Source organism: Methylobacterium sp. E-041 (assembly GCF_022829665.1).
In the GTDB taxonomy this organism is placed as follows: domain Bacteria; phylum Pseudomonadota; class Alphaproteobacteria; order Rhizobiales; family Beijerinckiaceae; genus Methylobacterium.
In genome coordinates this window covers 65100-81034 of sequence record NZ_JAKSYQ010000268.1, presented here as the reverse complement: position 1 = coordinate 81034, position 15935 = coordinate 65100, and the positions used below count along the sequence as shown (strand labels likewise).

The 15935-nt window shown below is 71.3% G+C and carries 18 protein-coding genes; 3 read left to right on the top strand and 15 right to left on the bottom strand.

Features of this window, described 5'->3' with window-relative positions; all coding sequences use genetic code 11:
• The first annotated feature begins 54 nt into the window (after positions 1 to 54).
• Entirely contained in the window at positions 55 to 429 is a 375-nt protein-coding gene (locus tag MKK70_RS24295) for a DUF2794 domain-containing protein (protein ID WP_147727234.1), read from the top strand.
• Positions 430 to 713: 284 nt separating this feature from the next.
• Here MKK70_RS24295 and MKK70_RS24290 read toward each other — a convergent pair whose 3' ends face one another.
• The 3 genes from MKK70_RS24290 to MKK70_RS24280 all read right to left on the bottom strand — a co-directional run bounded on the left by MKK70_RS24290 (position 714) and on the right by MKK70_RS24280 (position 5017).
• Entirely contained in the window at positions 714 to 1481 is a 768-nt protein-coding gene (locus tag MKK70_RS24290; RefSeq protein ID WP_243950434.1) for a Bax inhibitor-1/YccA family protein, read from the bottom strand.
• 273 nt (positions 1482 to 1754) lie between these two features.
• Entirely contained in the window at positions 1755 to 4325 is a 2571-nt protein-coding gene (locus tag MKK70_RS24285; RefSeq protein ID WP_243950432.1) for an ABC transporter permease, read from the bottom strand.
• A complete protein-coding gene (locus MKK70_RS24280) occupies positions 4325 to 5017 on the bottom strand; it encodes an ABC transporter ATP-binding protein (RefSeq protein WP_243950464.1) in 693 nt (230 codons plus the stop codon). Before MKK70_RS24280 ends, MKK70_RS24285 begins: the two co-directional genes overlap by 1 nt.
• Before the next feature lie 207 nt (positions 5018 to 5224).
• Here MKK70_RS24280 and MKK70_RS24275 point away from each other — a divergent pair, with 207 nt between their 5' ends.
• The gene (locus tag MKK70_RS24275; protein ID WP_243935727.1) at positions 5225 to 5875 is read left to right on the top strand and encodes an arylesterase; all 651 of its coding nucleotides are present in this window, start codon (positions 5225 to 5227) and stop codon (positions 5873 to 5875) included.
• Positions 5876 to 5877: 2 nt separating this feature from the next.
• Positions 5878 to 6417 carry an RNA 2',3'-cyclic phosphodiesterase gene (gene thpR, locus MKK70_RS24270; protein ID WP_243950430.1) on the top strand — a complete coding sequence of 180 codons (540 nt, stop codon included), beginning with the start codon at positions 5878 to 5880 and terminating at the stop codon, positions 6415 to 6417.
• An 8-nt stretch (positions 6418 to 6425) separates the two neighbouring features.
• Here thpR and coaA read toward each other — a convergent pair whose 3' ends face one another.
• The 12 genes from coaA to petA all read right to left on the bottom strand — a co-directional run bounded on the left by coaA (position 6426) and on the right by petA (position 15926).
• Positions 6426 to 7436: a type I pantothenate kinase gene (gene coaA / locus MKK70_RS24265; RefSeq protein ID WP_147725797.1), complete on the bottom strand. Its 1011-nt coding sequence runs from the start codon at positions 7434 to 7436 to the stop codon at positions 6426 to 6428.
• Positions 7433 to 7756: a phosphoribosyl-ATP diphosphatase gene (locus MKK70_RS24260; protein WP_147750565.1), complete on the bottom strand. Its 324-nt coding sequence runs from the start codon at positions 7754 to 7756 to the stop codon at positions 7433 to 7435. Before MKK70_RS24260 ends, coaA begins: the two co-directional genes overlap by 4 nt.
• Positions 7757 to 7947: 191 nt before the next feature.
• Positions 7948 to 8724, bottom strand: coding sequence for an imidazole glycerol phosphate synthase subunit HisF (gene hisF, locus MKK70_RS24255; protein ID WP_147725799.1), 777 nt, complete (start codon positions 8722 to 8724; stop codon positions 7948 to 7950).
• 11 nt (positions 8725 to 8735) lie between these two features.
• Positions 8736 to 9221, bottom strand: a complete 486-nt coding sequence (locus MKK70_RS24250; RefSeq protein ID WP_243950428.1) for a DUF29 domain-containing protein — start codon at positions 9219 to 9221, stop codon at positions 8736 to 8738.
• Between the two features lie 37 nt (positions 9222 to 9258).
• Positions 9259 to 10005, bottom strand: coding sequence for a 1-(5-phosphoribosyl)-5-[(5-phosphoribosylamino)methylideneamino]imidazole-4-carboxamide isomerase (gene hisA / locus MKK70_RS24245; RefSeq protein ID WP_243950426.1), 747 nt, complete (start codon positions 10003 to 10005; stop codon positions 9259 to 9261).
• Between the two features lie 44 nt (positions 10006 to 10049).
• Positions 10050 to 10712: an imidazole glycerol phosphate synthase subunit HisH gene (gene hisH, locus MKK70_RS24240; RefSeq protein ID WP_243937833.1), complete on the bottom strand. Its 663-nt coding sequence runs from the start codon at positions 10710 to 10712 to the stop codon at positions 10050 to 10052.
• A 22-nt stretch (positions 10713 to 10734) separates the two neighbouring features.
• Positions 10735 to 11214, bottom strand: coding sequence for a DUF2628 domain-containing protein (locus tag MKK70_RS24235; protein WP_147725814.1), 480 nt, complete (start codon positions 11212 to 11214; stop codon positions 10735 to 10737).
• 87 nt (positions 11215 to 11301) lie between these two features.
• The gene (hisB, locus tag MKK70_RS24230; protein ID WP_147842693.1) at positions 11302 to 11889 is read right to left on the bottom strand and encodes an imidazoleglycerol-phosphate dehydratase HisB; all 588 of its coding nucleotides are present in this window, start codon (positions 11887 to 11889) and stop codon (positions 11302 to 11304) included.
• A gap of 88 nt (positions 11890 to 11977) precedes the next feature.
• Entirely contained in the window at positions 11978 to 12853 is an 876-nt protein-coding gene (locus MKK70_RS24225) for an S-methyl-5'-thioadenosine phosphorylase (protein ID WP_243950424.1), read from the bottom strand.
• A 264-nt stretch (positions 12854 to 13117) separates the two neighbouring features.
• On the bottom strand, positions 13118 to 14029 hold the full coding sequence (locus tag MKK70_RS24220) for a cytochrome c1 (RefSeq protein WP_147725805.1): 912 nt from the start codon (positions 14027 to 14029) through the stop codon (positions 13118 to 13120).
• A 20-nt stretch (positions 14030 to 14049) separates the two neighbouring features.
• Entirely contained in the window at positions 14050 to 15336 is a 1287-nt protein-coding gene (locus MKK70_RS24215) for a cytochrome b (protein WP_147725806.1), read from the bottom strand.
• A gap of 17 nt (positions 15337 to 15353) precedes the next feature.
• A complete protein-coding gene (petA, locus tag MKK70_RS24210; protein ID WP_147842694.1) occupies positions 15354 to 15926 on the bottom strand; it encodes a ubiquinol-cytochrome c reductase iron-sulfur subunit in 573 nt (190 codons plus the stop codon).
• Positions 15927 to 15935 lie beyond the last annotated feature (9 nt).

Here is a 15935-nt window from a genome sequence, read left to right as displayed (position 1 = left end):
CATCCTCAGCGGCTGACGGCAAGACGACGGCGGCAGGCCGACGGCGGAGGAACGATGACCGAGCGGACGAGCGGCGAGATCCGGACAGACGATTCGACGGCCCGCGTGGTCCCCTTCCCGAGCCCATCCACCGCCCCGCAGATCGCGTTCGATCGGCACGAGCTGCGCACGATCTTCAACCTCTACGGCCGCCGGGTCGCGGAGGGGGAGTGGCGCGACTACGCCCTCGACTTCCGCCGCGACAAGGCGGTGTTCTCGATCTACCGCCGCACCTCCGAGATGCCGCTCTACCGGATCGAGAAGGACCCGAAGCTCGCGCGCCGCCAGGGCGCCTACGCCGTGGTCGCCGCGACCGGCGTGGTGCTCAAGCGCGGCACCGACCTCGCCCGCGTGCTGGCGGTGCTGGAGAAGCCCCTGCGGGCCGTGTGAAGCGTTCGGATTTCTGCTCGGCGATCCTTCGTCCGGTGCCGTCTTGGCCGATGGTACGCTCGCTGCGCGCTCGGATCGCGGCGCGGGGGGGCCTTCCCCCGAGCAGGCGATCGGCCTCGCACATCTTCAGATTCCTTTTCCGGACCCTCCCCGTCATCCCGGGGCTGCGCAGGGCGGACATTGCCCGCTGGGGGAAGTGGCGCAGCGTAAGCGTAGCTCCCCGGAACGAAGAAGGCCCCGGCGTTTCCGCCGGGGCCTTCTTCGTTCGTCCGATCCGTCTTCGCTCAGCGGCGGTCGCCGAGGAGCGAGAGCAGGAACTGGAACATGTTGATGAAGTCGAGGTACAGCGTCAGCGCGCCGTTGACCGACATCTTGGCCGCCGCTTCGCCGTCGAAGCCGCTGGAGAGATACATCTCCTTCAGCTTCTGGGTGTCGTAGGCGGTGAGCCCCGCGAAGATCAGCACGCCGAGCACCGAGACGGCGAACTGCAGCGCCGACGAGGCCAGGAAGATGTTGACGATCGAGGCGATGATGATGCCGATCAGGCCCATCATCAGGAACGAGCCCATCCCCGAAAGGCTGCGCTTGGTGGTGTAGCCGTAGAGGCTCAGCGCGCCGAAGGTCGCCGAGGTGATGAAGAACACCCGCACCACGCTGGCGCCGGTGAACACCAGCAGCAGCGTCGACATCGAGGCGCCCATCACCGCCGCGAAGGCGAAGAACATCGTCCGCGCCGACGAGGCCGACATCCGGTCCATCCGCATCGAGAAGGCCAGGATGAAGGCGAGCGGGGCGAACATCAGAACCCACTTGAGCGGGCTGTTGTAGAGCGTCTGGCCGAACGGGGTCAGGGCGAGGCGGCCGGTCGCGGTCGCGGTGGTGGCGGCCATGTTGAGGCCGAGCGCGACGAGGCCGGAGATGCCGAGCCCGACGACCATGTTGTTGTAGACGCCGAGCATGAAGGTCCGCAGGCCCTGGTCGAACGCGACCTGGGTGCCGGCCTGCGACGGCGCCTGGGCGCCGTAGCGGAAGGGAGAGTTGTCGAATGCCATGGGAGTGACCTCGGAAGGCTCGCTCGTGCGTGGTGTTTGAGACGAGGCCCACGCAGGGGACCTCTGGCGCCATCGAGCGCCTCGTGTTGGAATATGTTGCTTTCGGCCGCCCCGCACAAGAGCCCGGCAGAGCTTGAAAAAGCGCTTTCGATGAATCCCCGCGGGTGAAATTTGTTCACGAAGTCTGGGATTAAAGTTCGCTGCTACTTCGCCGACGGCTCCCGATGCCGTCGTTCACGATCGCGGCAAGCTCACGCGGGGGATACGCAACGGTCACGACTGCCGCAGGTACGGTGCCGGCTTCTGGCCGAGGATGCGCCAGGTCCCGGCGAGCCCCAGCACCACGGCGAGCACCACCGCGGCCGCGGCCGCCGCCAGCGCCCCCGCGAGGTCGAGGACGAAGTCGAGGCGCATCACCCGGGTGACGATCACCCAGCCGGCGAGCGTGCCGGCGAGCAGCCCGAACAGGGCGGTGACGAGGCCGAGCGCCCCGTATTCGAGGCCGTAGGCGGCCAGCAGCCGTCCGCGGGTCGCGCCGAGCACTTTCAGCACCACGGCGTCGTAGAGCCGCGCCCGGTGCCCCGCGGCGATGGCGCCGGCCAGCACGAACAGGCTCGCCAGCACCGCCACCGCGCTCGCGCCGCGGATCGCCAGCACCAGCCGGCCGACGAGGTCGCCGACGGCATCGAGGGCGTCCTTCACCCGCACGCTGGTGACGGAGGGGAACGCCTTGGCGACGTCCCGCAGGATCCGGTTCTCGACCGCGCCGTCGGTGCCCCCGGGCAGGGTGAGCGTCGCCAGGTCCGAGTGCGGCGCGCCGCGGAAGGTGCCGGGGGAGAACACCATCACGAAGTTGATGCCGAGGTTGCGCCACTCGACCTTGCGCAGGTTGGCGATGGTGGCGGTGAGGTTCCGCCCGAGCACGTTGACGGTGACGCGGCTGCCGACCTTGAGGCCGAGGTTTTTCGCGAGATCCGCCTCGAACGAGACCAGCGGCGTCCTGGCTTGTTCCGCGTTCCACCACGTGCCTGCGGTGAGCGTCGAGCCCTCGGGCACGTCCTCGGCGTAGGTAATGCCCCGGTCGCCGTCGAGCACCCAGGCGGCGTCCTCCGGCGGGCGGATCTTCTCGGCCGGGACGTCGTCCAGCGCCACGATGCGCCCGCGCATCATCGGCACCCGCTCGATCTTGGCGCTGGGCGCCTGGCGCGCGAGGAAGTCGTGGAAGGCGCCCGAATCGGCGGCCGGGATGTCCAGGAAGAACAGGTTCGGCGCGCGCGCCGGCAGGGTCGCCGAGATGGTGCGGCGCACGTTCACGTCGATCAGGCTCAGGGTCACCAGCAGGGTCACGCCGAGGCCGAGGGAGAGGACGATGGCCGGCGTCAGGGCGCCGGGGCGGTGGAGGTTGGCCAAGGCCATCCGCGGCGCGGCCCGCCGCGGATGCGGCAGCCGGCGGGCGAGCGCCATCACGCCGACCGCGACCAGCCGCAGCAGGCCGAAGGCGAGGCCGGCGGCGGCGATGAAGATCAGCGCCACGCGCCGGTCGAAGGCGGTGCCGACGGCGAGCCCCACCAGGGCGGCGAGCGCCAGCGCCAGGATCGCCCGGTAGCGCGGGCGGATGCCGCTGGCTGCCGGGTCGACGGCGTCGCGAAACAGCCCCGAGACCGGGACGTCGTGGGCGCGCCCCAGGGGCGTGATCGCGAAGGCCAGGGCCGTGAGGAGCCCGTAGGCCGCCGCCTGGAGCAGCTCGAGGGGCGCCAGCGTCGGGTTCAGCGGCAGGGGCAGGCTGTCCCGGAACAGCGCGTCGAGGGCGAAGGGCAGCGCGGCGCCCACAGTGAGCCCGATCGCCGTGCCGAGCCCGGCGATCAGCATCACCTGCGTCAGGTACAGGGCGACGACCTTCGAGCCCGGCGCACCGACGCTCTTCAGGGTCGCGATCGAGGGGCGCTTGCGCTCGACGAAGGCGTTGACGGCGTTGGCGACGCCGACCCCGCCGACGATCAGCGCGGTGAGGCCGACCAGCGTCAGGAACTGGGTGAAGCGCTCGATGCTCTTGGAGAACCGCGGGTCGGCATTGGTGCGCGCCCGCATCTCCCAGCCGGCCTGCGGAGCGGCCGCCGCGATCCGGGCGGCGGCGGCGTCGAGGCCCGCATCGTCGGCGCCGGGCAGCAGCAGCCGGTAGCTCCAGCGGTTGAGGCTTCCCGGCTGGACCAGGCCGGTGCGGCGCAGCGCACCCTGCGACACGATCAGCCGCGGCCCGAAGCCGATGCCGCCGGCGATCTTGTCGGGCTCCGAGACGAGGGTCGCGCGGATGGCGAAGGGCCGGCCGGCGAGCGTGATCCGGTCGCCGACCTTGAGGTCGAGGCGGGTCAGCAGCGCCGGGTCGGCGAGCGCGCCGTCGATCCCGTCACGCTCGGCCAGCAGGTCGGCGAGGGGCGCCTGCGGCTCGGTGACGAGCTCTCCGGCGGTCGGGTAGCCGGCATCGACCGCCTTCAGCTCGACCAGCGCCGCGCCCTCGCCCGCCACCGCCATGGCGCGGAGCGAGGCGACCACGTCGACACGCCCCTGCGCGTCGAGCACCGCGCGCTCCGGCTCCGTCGCCTCGCGGTTGATCAGGCTGTAGCTGAGGTCGCCGCCGAGGATGCGCTTGCCCTCGCGGCCGAGCCCGTCCGACAGCGAGCGCGAGATCGAGGCGACCCCGGCGATCGCCGCGACGCCGAGCGCGATGCAGGCGAGGAACACGGCGAAGCCGCGCAAGCCCCCGCGGAGCTCGCGCAGCGCGAGGCGCAGGGTCAGCGGCAGGCGCGAGGCGGGCGTCGGCCGGGGTTGGGAGAGGGTGCCGTGCATCAGGCCGCCACCGGCTCCTCGATCCGCCCCGAGCGCAGGCGCACGGTGCGGTCGCAGAGGCGGGCGAGCCCCGGATCGTGGGTGACGAGGACGAGCGTCGCGCCGCGGTCGCGCTTCAGCGCGAACAGCAGGTCGACGATCTGGCGGCCGGTCGCCTCGTCGAGATTGCCCGTCGGCTCGTCGGCGACCAGGATCGCCGGGTCCGGTGCGACGGCGCGGGCGATGGCGACGCGCTGCTGCTCGCCGCCCGAGAGCTGGGCCGGGTAGTGGTTCAGCCGGTGGCCGAGGCCAACGGCTTCGAGCTCCCGCCGGGCGCGGGCATGGGCACCCGGCTTGTCGGCCAGCTCCAGCGGCAGGGCGACGTTCTCCAGGGCGGTCATCGTCGGGACGAGGTGGAAGGCCTGGAACACGATGCCGATCCGCCGGCCGCGGAAGCGCGCGAGCGCGTCCTCGTCGAGGGCGCCCAGGTCGGTGTCCTCGATCCGGATCGCGCCGGCATCGGGCCGCTCGAGGCCCGCCATTACCATCAGCAGGGTCGACTTGCCGGAGCCCGACGGCCCGACGAGGCCGACCGCCTCGCCGCGGCCGACGTCGAGCGAGATGCCGCGGAGCACGTGGACGCGGGCGGCCCCCCGCCCGAGGCTGAGGTCGATGCCAGAGAGAGCGATGGCTGGCGTCCCGGACGCGGACATGGCAGGCGAGGTCTTGCCCGGAGAGGGGTTGTCGGCGGTCACGGTCGAGCCGATCTGTGGCGGATGGCGAACATGCGGGACGGAGATCACGGTTGGCGGACGAACGTTCGGTGCGCTCCGGCACGACCCGTGCCGGGCGATGCGCGCGGGCCCGATATGGCGAGCGCGACGGAGCCACGCCATGATGGCCGGCGCAGGGCGGCGCTGATGGCACTCTTTGCCGCAGCGGGGCTGGTCCTGTCGATGGCGGGCCTCGCGCCGGCCAAGGCGGATCCGAAGCCCGAATCGAAGCCGATCCGGCTCGTCGCGCTCGGCGACAGCCTCACCGCGGGCTACCGCCTTCCGGCGGGCTCCGCCTTCCCGGCGGTGCTGGAGCGGGCGCTCGCTGCGAAAGGCCGGACGGTGACGGTCGCCAATGCCGGCGTCTCGGGCGAGACCGCCACCAACGGCCTCGACCGGGTCGACTGGTCGGTGCCCGACGGCACCGACGGGGTGATCCTGGAGCTCGGCGCCAACGACATGCTGCGCGGCACCGACCCCGCCGTGACGCGGAAGGCGCTGGAGGCGATCGTGACGCGGCTGAAGGCGCGCGGCATCCCGGTGCTGCTCGCCGGCATGCGGGCCTCGACCAACCTCGGGCCCGACTACGTCGCGCGCTTCGACGCGATCTACCCGGATCTCGCCCGGACCTACGACCTCGTGCTGTACCCGTTCTTCATGGCCGGAATGGTCGGCGACCGCGCCTACACCCTCGACGACGGGCTCCACCCGAACGCCAAGGGCGTCGACGTGATCGTGGCCGGCATCCTGCCCTCGGTCGAGACCTTCCTCGGGCGGCTCCCGGCCGGGGCTCGTTAGCGATGCCGCGCCTGTTCACGGCGCTCGGCCTCCCGCCGGAGATCGCCGCCGGGCTGGCGCCGTTCCGCGGCGGCCTGCAGGGCGCACGCTGGATCGAGCCGTCGGATCACCACGTCACCCTGCGCTTCCTCGGCGACGTGCCGGTCGCGCTTGCCGAGGACGCGGTCGAGGCGCTGTCGGAGATGCGGGCGCGGCCGGCGCTCGAGGTGGTGCTGGACGGCCTCTCGGTGTTCGGCGGCGACAAGCCGCGCGCGCTGCTCGCCAGCGTCGCCGCCAACGCCGATCTGATGGACCTCCAGGCCGAGCAGGAGCGCCTGATCCGCCGGGCGGGCGCCGAGCCGGAACGGCGAAGGTTCGTGCCACACGTGACGCTGGCGCGCCTGCGCCGCGAGGCCACGCCCGAGGCGGTGGCGATGTACCTGTCGCAGGCGCCGATCTTCACGCCGCTGCGCTTTTCCGCGACGCAGGTGGTGCTGTACTCGGCGCGCGACTCGACCGGGGGCGGGCCCTACGTCGCGGAGGCGGCGTTTCCGTTCGCCTGAGCGGGGTCCTACAACCGCCGCAGCGCGACGCTCTCGATGCGGTGGCTCGCGCCCTTGGCCAGGATCAGGCTGGCGCGCTGGCGGGTCGGCAGGATGTTGTCGCGCAGGTTCGGCAGGTTGATCGTCGTCCACAGCCGGTCGGCGATGGCGAGCGCTTCCGATTCGGGCACCTCGGCGTACTTGCGGAAATACGAGCGGGGGTCGCGGAACGCGGTCTGCCGCAGGCGCATGAAGCGCATCACGTACCAGCGGTGCAGGTCGTCCTCGTGCCCGTCGAGGTAGATCGAGAAGTCGAAGAAGTCGGAGACGAACGGAATCGCGGTGCCGTCGCGCGGCAGGCGGGCCGGCTGCAGCACGTTCAGGCCCTCGACGATCAGGATGTCGGGGCTCTCGACCACCCGCTCCTCGCCGTCCACCCGGTCGTAGACGAGGTGCGAGTAGAGGGGAGCGGTGACGCGCTTCCGGCCCGATTTCACGTCGTGCAGGAACTGCAGCAGGGCGGCGGTGTCGTAGCTCTCGGGAAATCCCTTCCGGTCCATAATGCCCTGCGCGGCGAGCGCGGCGTTCGGCAGCAGGAACCCGTCGGTGGTGACGAGGTCGACCTTCGGGGTGTTCGGCCAGCGCGCGAGCAGCGCGGCGAGCACGCGGGCCGTGGTCGACTTGCCCACTGCCACCGATCCGGCGAGCCCGATGATGTAGGGCGCCTTGGTCTCGCGCTCGGCCATCAGGAAGCGCTGGGTCGCCTTGAACAGGCCCTGGCTCGCCGCGACGTAGAGCGCGAGCAGCCGCGACAGCGGCAGGTAGATCGCGACCACCTCCTCCACCGAGATCGGGTCGTTCAGCGATTGCAGGCGCTCGATGTCCTCCTGCGTCAGCGTCAGCGGCGTGTCGGCGCGCAGCTGCGCCCAGGATTCGCGGCTGAACAGGCGGTAGGGCGACAGCCGCTCCGACCCGTCGCCGGTGACCGGGTTCTGCCCCGTCACCGGGGTCTGGCCGGCGGCGAGCGCGGCCGCCTTCATGCCGGCGGCCTCGACGCCTTCTCGGCGATGCCGCTCTGCGCCGTGCGGCGCTCCAGCTCCGCCATCACCGCGGAGAGCTCGACGCCGCCGGCGCGCAGCAGCACCACGAGGTGGTAGAGCACGTCCGCCGCCTCGTTGGTCAGCCCGGCCTTGTCGCCCTGCACCGCGGCGATGGCGGCCTCCACCGCCTCCTCGCCGAGCTTCTTGGCGGCCTTGGCCGGGCCGCCCGCGAGCAGCTTGGCCGTGTACGATTGGTCGGGCGCGGTGCCGGCGCGGCTCGCCACCAGGCGGGCGAGGTCGTCGAGGGTATAGGCGGACATAGAGGACCCGTGCGGCAGGGTTCGGAAACGACGATGCCGTCGCCGGAACCTGCGTCAACGGCGGGCGCCGGGCAAGCCGGGAGCCGGCACAGCAGCGCCTCGCCACCCGCATTTGCGCGACGGGCGGGTGGAATTGTCGGAAAAATGGTGCCGGATCCGGCCGCGGCCCCCGGCGTCTTCCCGATCTCGGGTCAGGCGTCCAGCCGCATCGCGAGGCCGGCCGCCGCCATGTGCGCCTTGGCCTCGGCGACGCTGGCTTCCCCGAAATGGAAGATCGAGGCCGCGAGCACCGCGCTGGCATGGCCTTCGGCGACGCCGGCCACGAGGTCGTCGAGCCCGCCGACGCCGCCCGAGGCGATCACCGGCACGGTCACCGCGTCGGCGACGGCGCGGATCAGCGCGAGGTCGTAGCCCGAGCGCGTCCCGTCCCGGTCCATGGAGGTGACGAGCAATTCGCCCGCTCCCTTGGCCGCCACCGTGCGGGCGAAGGCGATCGCGTCGAGGCCGGTGGGGGTGCGGCCGCCATGGGTGAAGATCTGCCACGCGTCCGGCTCGCCCGGCGCGGAGGTGCGCTTGGCGTCGATCGCCACCACGACGCATTGCGCGCCGAACTTCTCGGCGGCCCGCGCGACGAGGTCGGGATCGTTCACGGCCGCGGTGTTGATCGCGACCTTGTCGGCGCCGGCGAGCAGCAGCGCGCGCACGTCCGCCACCGCGCGCACGCCGCCCCCGACGGTGAGCGGCATGAAGCAGGCCTCCGCCGTGCGGCTCACCACGTCGAGCAGGGTGCCGCGCGCCTCGTGGCTCGCGGTGATGTCGAGGAAACAGAGCTCGTCGGCCCCGGCCGCGTCGTAGGCCTTGGCCGCCTCGACCGGATCGCCCGCGTCGCGCAGCTCGAGGAACTTCACGCCCTTGACGACGCGGCCGTCCTTGACGTCGAGGCAGGGAATGATGCGGGTCTTGAGCACGCTGGGAGCCTTCAGGCGGTCGTGTCGTCGGGGTCGATCGCGAAGGGACGCGTGAGCATCTCGTCGTGGGTGTAGGGGCAGGTCTCGGGAAAGGTTTTCAGCGGAAGGCCGGTCTCGTCAGCCGCTTCGAGACGGGCGCGGCGGTAGGCGCGTTCCATCGCTTCCACCCGACGGCTCTTCAGGCCGGGACTGTCCGCCAGCTCGTCGGCCGCAGCCACCCGATGCGTCGCGATCGAGATCACCCAGCTTCGCGTCCGTCGCGATGGCTGGTGATCCCACTTGAGCATATGCAGCAGGACGATGCGCCACGCGCCGACGAGGCTGCTGAACTGGCTGCGACCCAAGCTCTCGATCTCCTCGGCGAGGTTCTCCCGATCGAGGCCGGTCAGGTCGCCCGCCCGGAGGCGTGCCCCCTGCTCCTGCGTCCAGGCGTAGAAGTCGTCCGCGTAGGCCGTCCCGGTCTCGGCCGGTCGCGCCGCCCTCGCCGAAGCCGTCATCGCCGCCTCCCGGCAAACCCTTGACCGGGCGAGCCTATCACGAAGCGCCGCCTCCGCGCGCCGCGCTGATCGCGAACAGCGCCGCGCGCGGGTCGATGCGGCCGTCGTAGAGGGCGCGCCCCGTGATCGCGCCGGCCAGCATCGCGCAATCGGGCTCGAGCAGGCGGTGCACGTCCTCGATCGAGGCGAGGCCGCCCGACGCGATCACCGGGATGCTCACGGCTTCGGCGAGCGCCACCGTCATCTCGATGTTGAGGCCCTTTAGGATGCCGTCGCGGGCGATGTCGGTGTAGATGATCGCCGAGACGCCGGCATCCTCGAACCGGCGGCCGAGGTCCTCGGCGGTCATGCTCGAGGTCTCGGCCCAGCCCGCCACCGCGACGCGCCCGTCCTTGGCGTCGATGCCCACCGCGATCCTGCCCGGATGGCGCCGCGCCGCCTCGTGGACGAAGGCCGGGTCGCGCACGGCCGCCGTGCCGATGATCACCCGGGCGACGCCCTTCTCGAGCCAGCCCTCCAGCGTGCGCATCTCGCGGATGCCGCCCCCGAGCTGCACCGGGATGTCGACCTGGGCGAGGATCGCGTCGACGGCGCCCGCGTTCATCGGCGCCCCGGCGAAGGCACCGTCGAGGTCGACCACGTGGAGCCAGGAGAAGCCCTGCTCGGCGAAGGCCCGGGCCTGCGCCGCCGGGTCGTCGTTGAACACCACGGCCTGGGCCATGTCGCCCTGCACGAGGCGGACGCAGTGCCCTTCCTTGAGATCGATGGCCGGATACAGGATCACGCGGACGCTCGTTTCTTCTGGTCGTTCGACGGAGGGCGCAGCGGTTACGGCCGCCAGCGCAGAAAGTTCGCGAGCAGGGCCAGCCCGAGATGCTGGCTCTTCTCCGGGTGGAACTGGGTGCCGGCGAGGTTGTCGCGCGCCACCATCGCGGTGACGGGACCGCCGTAGGCCGCCTCGGCGACGACCTCGTCCGGGCGATCCGCCTTCAGGGCGAAGCTGTGCACGAAGTAGGCGTGCAGCCCGTCCGGCCCGGTGCGGATGCCGTCGAGCAGCGGATGGTCGCGGGACGGCGTCAGGGTGTTCCAGCCCATGTGCGGGATCTTGAGCGTGGGGTCGGACGGCCGGATCGGGCCGACGTCGCCGGAGATCCAGCCGAGGCCTTCCGTGGTCTCGTATTCGAGGCCGCGGGTAGCCATCAGCTGCATGCCGACGCAGATGCCGAGGAAGGGACGCCCCGACCCGATGGCGGCATCGGTCATCGCCGCCACGAGGCCGGGGACGGCGTCGAGCCCGCGGCGGCAATCGGCGTAGGCGCCGACCCCGGGGAGCACGATCCGGTCGGCGCACGCGACCGCGTCCGGATCGCCGGTGACGACGATGCGGGTCTCCGGCAGCCCGGCCTCGCGGGCCGCCCGCTCGAAGGCCTTGGCCGCCGAGTGCAGGTTGCCCGACCCGTAATCGATGATCGCGACGGTCTCGGCGCTCACGGTCGTTGTTCCTCGAAGACGCTCACCGGCCGCCCTGCGCGGGAAACAGGCCGATCACAGGCTCGGCCGCGCGGTTGCCCGCGAACGCGGTTGAGGCCCGGACGGTCGGCGCGGGGGCGGGGTCGAGCCAGCGCGTCATCGCCTTGGCTTCGGCCTCGTCGGCGTTGAAGGCCACCACCGCGTCGCGCGCCGGCCGGCCGTTGCGGGCGAGCGTCCAGCGCCGGAGCGAGGACGCCTCGAGCCCGATCAGCACCAGGACCAGCAGCGTGATCGCGGTGCCGGCGGCGGGCGACAGGCCGAGGCCGTAGCCGACGAGCGCGGTGGCGCCGAGCCCGGCCAGCACCAGCAGGGCTGCGAGCCAGAGGCGGTGATAGAGGAACCACAGCACCGAGAAGGCGAAGGCCGCCCACGAGAACCCGTCCGGCACCAGCTGCGCCCGGTCGAGGTCGTGCGCCTCGCCGGAGCGGGCCTCGTGCGGCAGATGGAGCGTGTAGCTGCGCATCCTCATGGCGACCCCTTCCCTTTCCTGTCGGCCGAACGCCGGATGTGGCTGCGCGAGCCCGCCGCGACGGCCGTCCGCGATCCTCGCCTAGAGCGAACCCTTGGTCGAGGGAACGCGTCCCTCCTCGCGGGGATCGACCGCGACGGCCTTCCGCAAGGCGCGGGCCAGCCCCTTGAAGCAGCTCTCGGCGATGTGATGGGCGTTGTCGCCGTAGAGCGTCTCGACGTGGAGCGTGATGCCGGCGTTCATGGCGAAGGCCTGGAACCACTCGCGCACCAGCTCGGTGTCGAAGGCACCGATCTTCTCGACGCGGAAGGCGGTGCGGAACACCAGGAACGGCCTGCCCGAGATGTCGATCGCGACCCGGCTCAACGTCTCGTCCATCGGCATGTGGATGTCGGCGTAGCGGGCGATGCCGCGCTTGTCGCCGAGCGCCTTCGCGAAGGCCTGGCCGAGCGCGATGCCGCAATCCTCCACCGTGTGGTGCTGGTCGACGTGCAGGTCGCCGGTCACCCGCGCCTCGACGTCGAACAGGCCGTGCCGGGCGAACAGCTCGAGCATGTGGTCGAGGAAGCCGACCCCGGTGGCGATCCCGGCCTTGCCGGTGCCGTCGAGGTCGATCGAGACCGACACGTCGGTCTCCGCCGTCTTCCGGCTGATGCTGGCGCTGCGCATGGTCTTCGTGGGTGTTCGTTCGCCGGGCCGATGCGGCCGGCTTTCGTGCCTTCTAGTGCGGAAGCCGTCGCCGGGGGAAGGGCTCGGCTCAATCCTTGAGCACGCGCCCCGCCACCGCGTCGAGCTTGGCCAGCAGGTCCGGGTCGCGGTGGGACGGCGCCGTCATGATCGCGCCGTCGAGCGCCCGGTGCGAGCCGGCCGGGCAATCCTCGCGGGTCGCGGGCAGGTCGCGGGCGAGCCGCGCCACGAGGCGGGCGGCCTTGTCGGCGTTGGCCCGCGCCACCGCGACGACCGAGGCCACGTCGACCGCGTCGTGGCCCGGATGCCAGCAGTCGAAGTCGGTGACCATCGCGATGGTGGCGTAGGTGATCTCGGCCTCGCGGGCGAGCTTGGCCTCGGGCATGTTGGTCATGCCGATCACGTCGAACCCTTGCGCCTTGTAGCTCTTCGATTCGGCGAGCGAGGAGAATTGCGGCCCCTCCATGCAGACGTAGGTGCCGCCGCGATGCACGGCGATCCCCTCCGCCTCCGCCGCGTTCGCGATGCGCTTCTGCAGGTTCGGGCCGACCGGGTGGGCGAGCGAGACGTGGGCGACGCAGCCGTTGCCGAAGAACGAGGACGCGCGCCCCACCGTCCGGTCGACGAACTGGTCGACGATTACGAACAGGCCCGGATGCAGCTCGTTGCGGAACGAGCCGCAGGCCGACAGCGCGACGAGGTCGGTGACGCCGGCCCGCTTCAGCGCGTCGATGTTGGCGCGGTAGTCGATGCCGGACGGGGAGAGGCGGTGCCCGCGGCCGTGGCGGGCCAGGAACACCACCTTGGTGTCCCCGATGCGCCCGATCCGCAGGGCGTCGGACGGCTCGCCCCAGGGCGACGCCACCCGCTCCTCGCGCACGTCCTCGAGCCCCGGCAGGTCGTAGACCCCCGACCCGCCCATCACACCGAGCACCGCTGCCGTCATGTCGATCGTCCATTGTCGAAAGTGGTGCGTAGGAGCCGCTGCGGGGCTCCCTCTCCCATGGGGAGAGGGGTGGGGTGAGGGGCGTGACCTCTCCGGACGGCGCACGCCCCTCATCCTGTCCTCCTTCCCCCGGGGGAAGGGACCCGCGCAGGTCTCGGCGAGGTCGAGATCTCCGCGTCCCGCTATCACGAACTGCGCGCGCGGCAAAAACGCGAACGGGCCCCGCGAGGGGCCCGTTCGGTCGTCCGTGGATCGATCGGGCGGTCAACCCGCCTTGTGCAGCTCGGGCTGGAGGCCGTGGACCTCGCCGCCGACGTCGGCCCAGACCCGCTTCTTGACGTAGTACAGCAGCCCCGAGAGCAGGATCAGGAACAGGATCACCCGGAAGCCGAGCGCCTTGCGCGCCATCATGTGCGGCTCGGCGGCCCAGGCCATGAAGGCCGCGACGTCGCGGGTGTACTGGTCGACCGTCTCCGGCACGACCGGCTGGCCGGCCTCGTTCTTCGGGTAGGTCACCTGGCCGTCGCTGATCGGGTTCGGCATCGCGATCAGGTGGCCGGGATAGTACTTGTTGTAGTGCACGCCGTCCGGCACGTCGGTGCCCTTCGGGGGCTCCTCGTAGCCGTTCAGCACCGCGTGGATGTAGTCCACGCCCTGTTCGGAATAGCCGACGAAGGGCAGCGCGTCGGTGATGAACCACGGGAAGCCGCGCTCGAAGGTGCGGGCCTTGGCCAGCACCGAGAAGTCCGGCGGCGCCTTGCCGCCGTTGGCCGCCGCCGCCGCCTGGTCGTTCGGGAAGGGCGGCGGGAACTTGTCGGCCGGGCGGCCGGGTCGCTCGAACATCTCGCCGGCGTCGTTCGGGCCGTCCTTGACCTGGTAGGTCGCGGCGAGCGCCTTGACCTGGCTCTCCGAGAAGTCGGGACCGCCCTCCTCCGCGAGGTTGCGGAAGTCCACGAGCTTCATCGAGTGGCAGGCGGAGCAGACCTCCTTGTAGACCTGGAACCCGCGCTGGAGCTGCGCCTGGTCGAAGCGGCCGAACACGCCGGCGTAGCTCCACTGGAGGCGGGGCGGCTGGTTGCCGCCATGCGCGTCCTCGGCGGAGGCCGCCGAGGAGCCCAGCGGGGCGCCGAGGGAGAGCGCCAGCAGGGAGGCGGCGAGAAGGCTCGAGAGTTTCATCGTCGGTTCCGGTCCTGCCCTCAGCCCTTGGTCGTCGGCGCCGCGGCGGCGCCCGCCGGCAGCCCGGACCCGCTCACCTGCTTGCCCGGCCCGGTCACGCTCTCCAGGATCGACCCGGGCAGCGCCTTCGGCGTCTCGATCAGGCCGACGATCGGCATCACGAGGAGGAAGTGGGCGAAGTAGTAGAAGGTGCAGATCTGCGAGGCGATGACGTAGCCGCCTTCCGGCGGCTTGGCGCCGAGCCAGCCGAGGATGACCGTGACCGCCAGGAACAGCCAGAAGAACTGGCGGTAGATCGGCCGGTAGTTGCACGAGCGCACCCGCGAGGTGTCGAGCCACGGCGCGAGCGCGAGGATCAGCACCGCCGAGAACATCAGGATCACGCCGCCGAGCTTCGACGGCACCGCGCGCAGGATCGCGTAGAACGGCAGGAAGTACCATTCGGGCACGATGTGGGCCGGGGTCACGGCGGGGTTGGCCGGGACGTAGTTGTCGGCGTGGCCGAGATAGTTCGGCTGGTAGAAGATGAACCACGCGAACAGGATCATGAACACCACGGTGGCGAACACGTCCTTGATCGTGGCGTAGGGGGTGAAGGGCACCGCGTCCTTCGAGGACTTGATCGGGATGCCGGTCGGGTTGTTCTGGCCGGTGACGTGCAGCGCCCAGACGTGGAGCACCACGACGCCGGCGATCATCCACGGCAGCAGGTAGTGCAGCGAGAAGAAGCGGTTGATCGTCGGGTTGCCGACCGAGTATCCGCCCCAGAGCAGGCTCTGGATGGTGTCGCCGACCACGGGGATCGCCGCGAGGATGTTGGTGATGACGGTCGCGCCCCAGAAGCTCATCTGGCCCCACGGCAGGGTGTAGCCGAGGAAGGCGGTCGCCATCATCAGGAGGTAGATGATCACGCCGAGGATGTAGAGCACCTCGCGCGGGGCCTTGTACGACCCGTAATACAGCGCTCGGAAGATGTGCACGTAGACCGCGACGAAGAACATCGACGCGCCGTTGGCGTGGGCGTAGCGCAGCAGCCAGCCGTAGTTCACGTCGCGCATGATGTGCTCGACGGAGTTGAACGCCTGGGTCGCCGAGGGCTCGTAGTGCATCGCGAGCCAGACGCCGGTGACGATCTGGATGCCGAGGAAGGCGATCAGGATCGCGCCGAAGGTCCAGAAGTAGTTCAGGTTGCGCGGCACCGGGAAGGCGACGAACGACGAGTGCACCAGCCCGACGATCGGCAGGCGGGCCTCGAACCACTTCGCGAGGCGGCTCTTGGGGACGTAGGCGTTGGCGTGAGCGCTCATGGGCGGTCCCTCGTGTCTCAGGCCGCGGCCTTGGCTTCCTCGCCGATGCGGATCTTCGCGTCGGTCTGGAAGGAATAGGGCGGGATCGGAAGGTTGATCGGGGCGGGGCCGCGGCGGACGCGGCCGACCGCGTCGAACTGCGAGCCGTGGCAGGGGCAGGCCCAGCCCTCGAAGTTGCCCTGGTGGCCGATCGGCACGCAGCCGAGATGGGTGCAGTTGCCGTAGACCACGAGCCACTGGTCGTGGCCCTTCTTCACCCGCGTGCCGAAGGGAGCCGGATCGGAGAGCTGGCTCTCCGGGATCGCCTTCATGTCCGTCACCTCCTTCTCGGTGAGCTTGCGGACGAAGATCAGCTTGCCGCGCCAGAACACGTTGATGATCTGGCCGTCGGTGATCGGGGCGAGGTCGACGTCGATCGGCGCGCCGGCGGCGATGGTGGCGGCGTCCGGCGCCATCGAGGCGACGAAGGGCCAGGCGACGGCGCCGACGCCGACGGCGGCGCCCGCGCCGGTGGCCAGGTACAGGAAGTCGCGGCGGGTTCCGTCCGGGGCGGCGGTGCCGGTGGACGCGGCGGCGGAGGTGTTCGCCAAGGTCGTCAA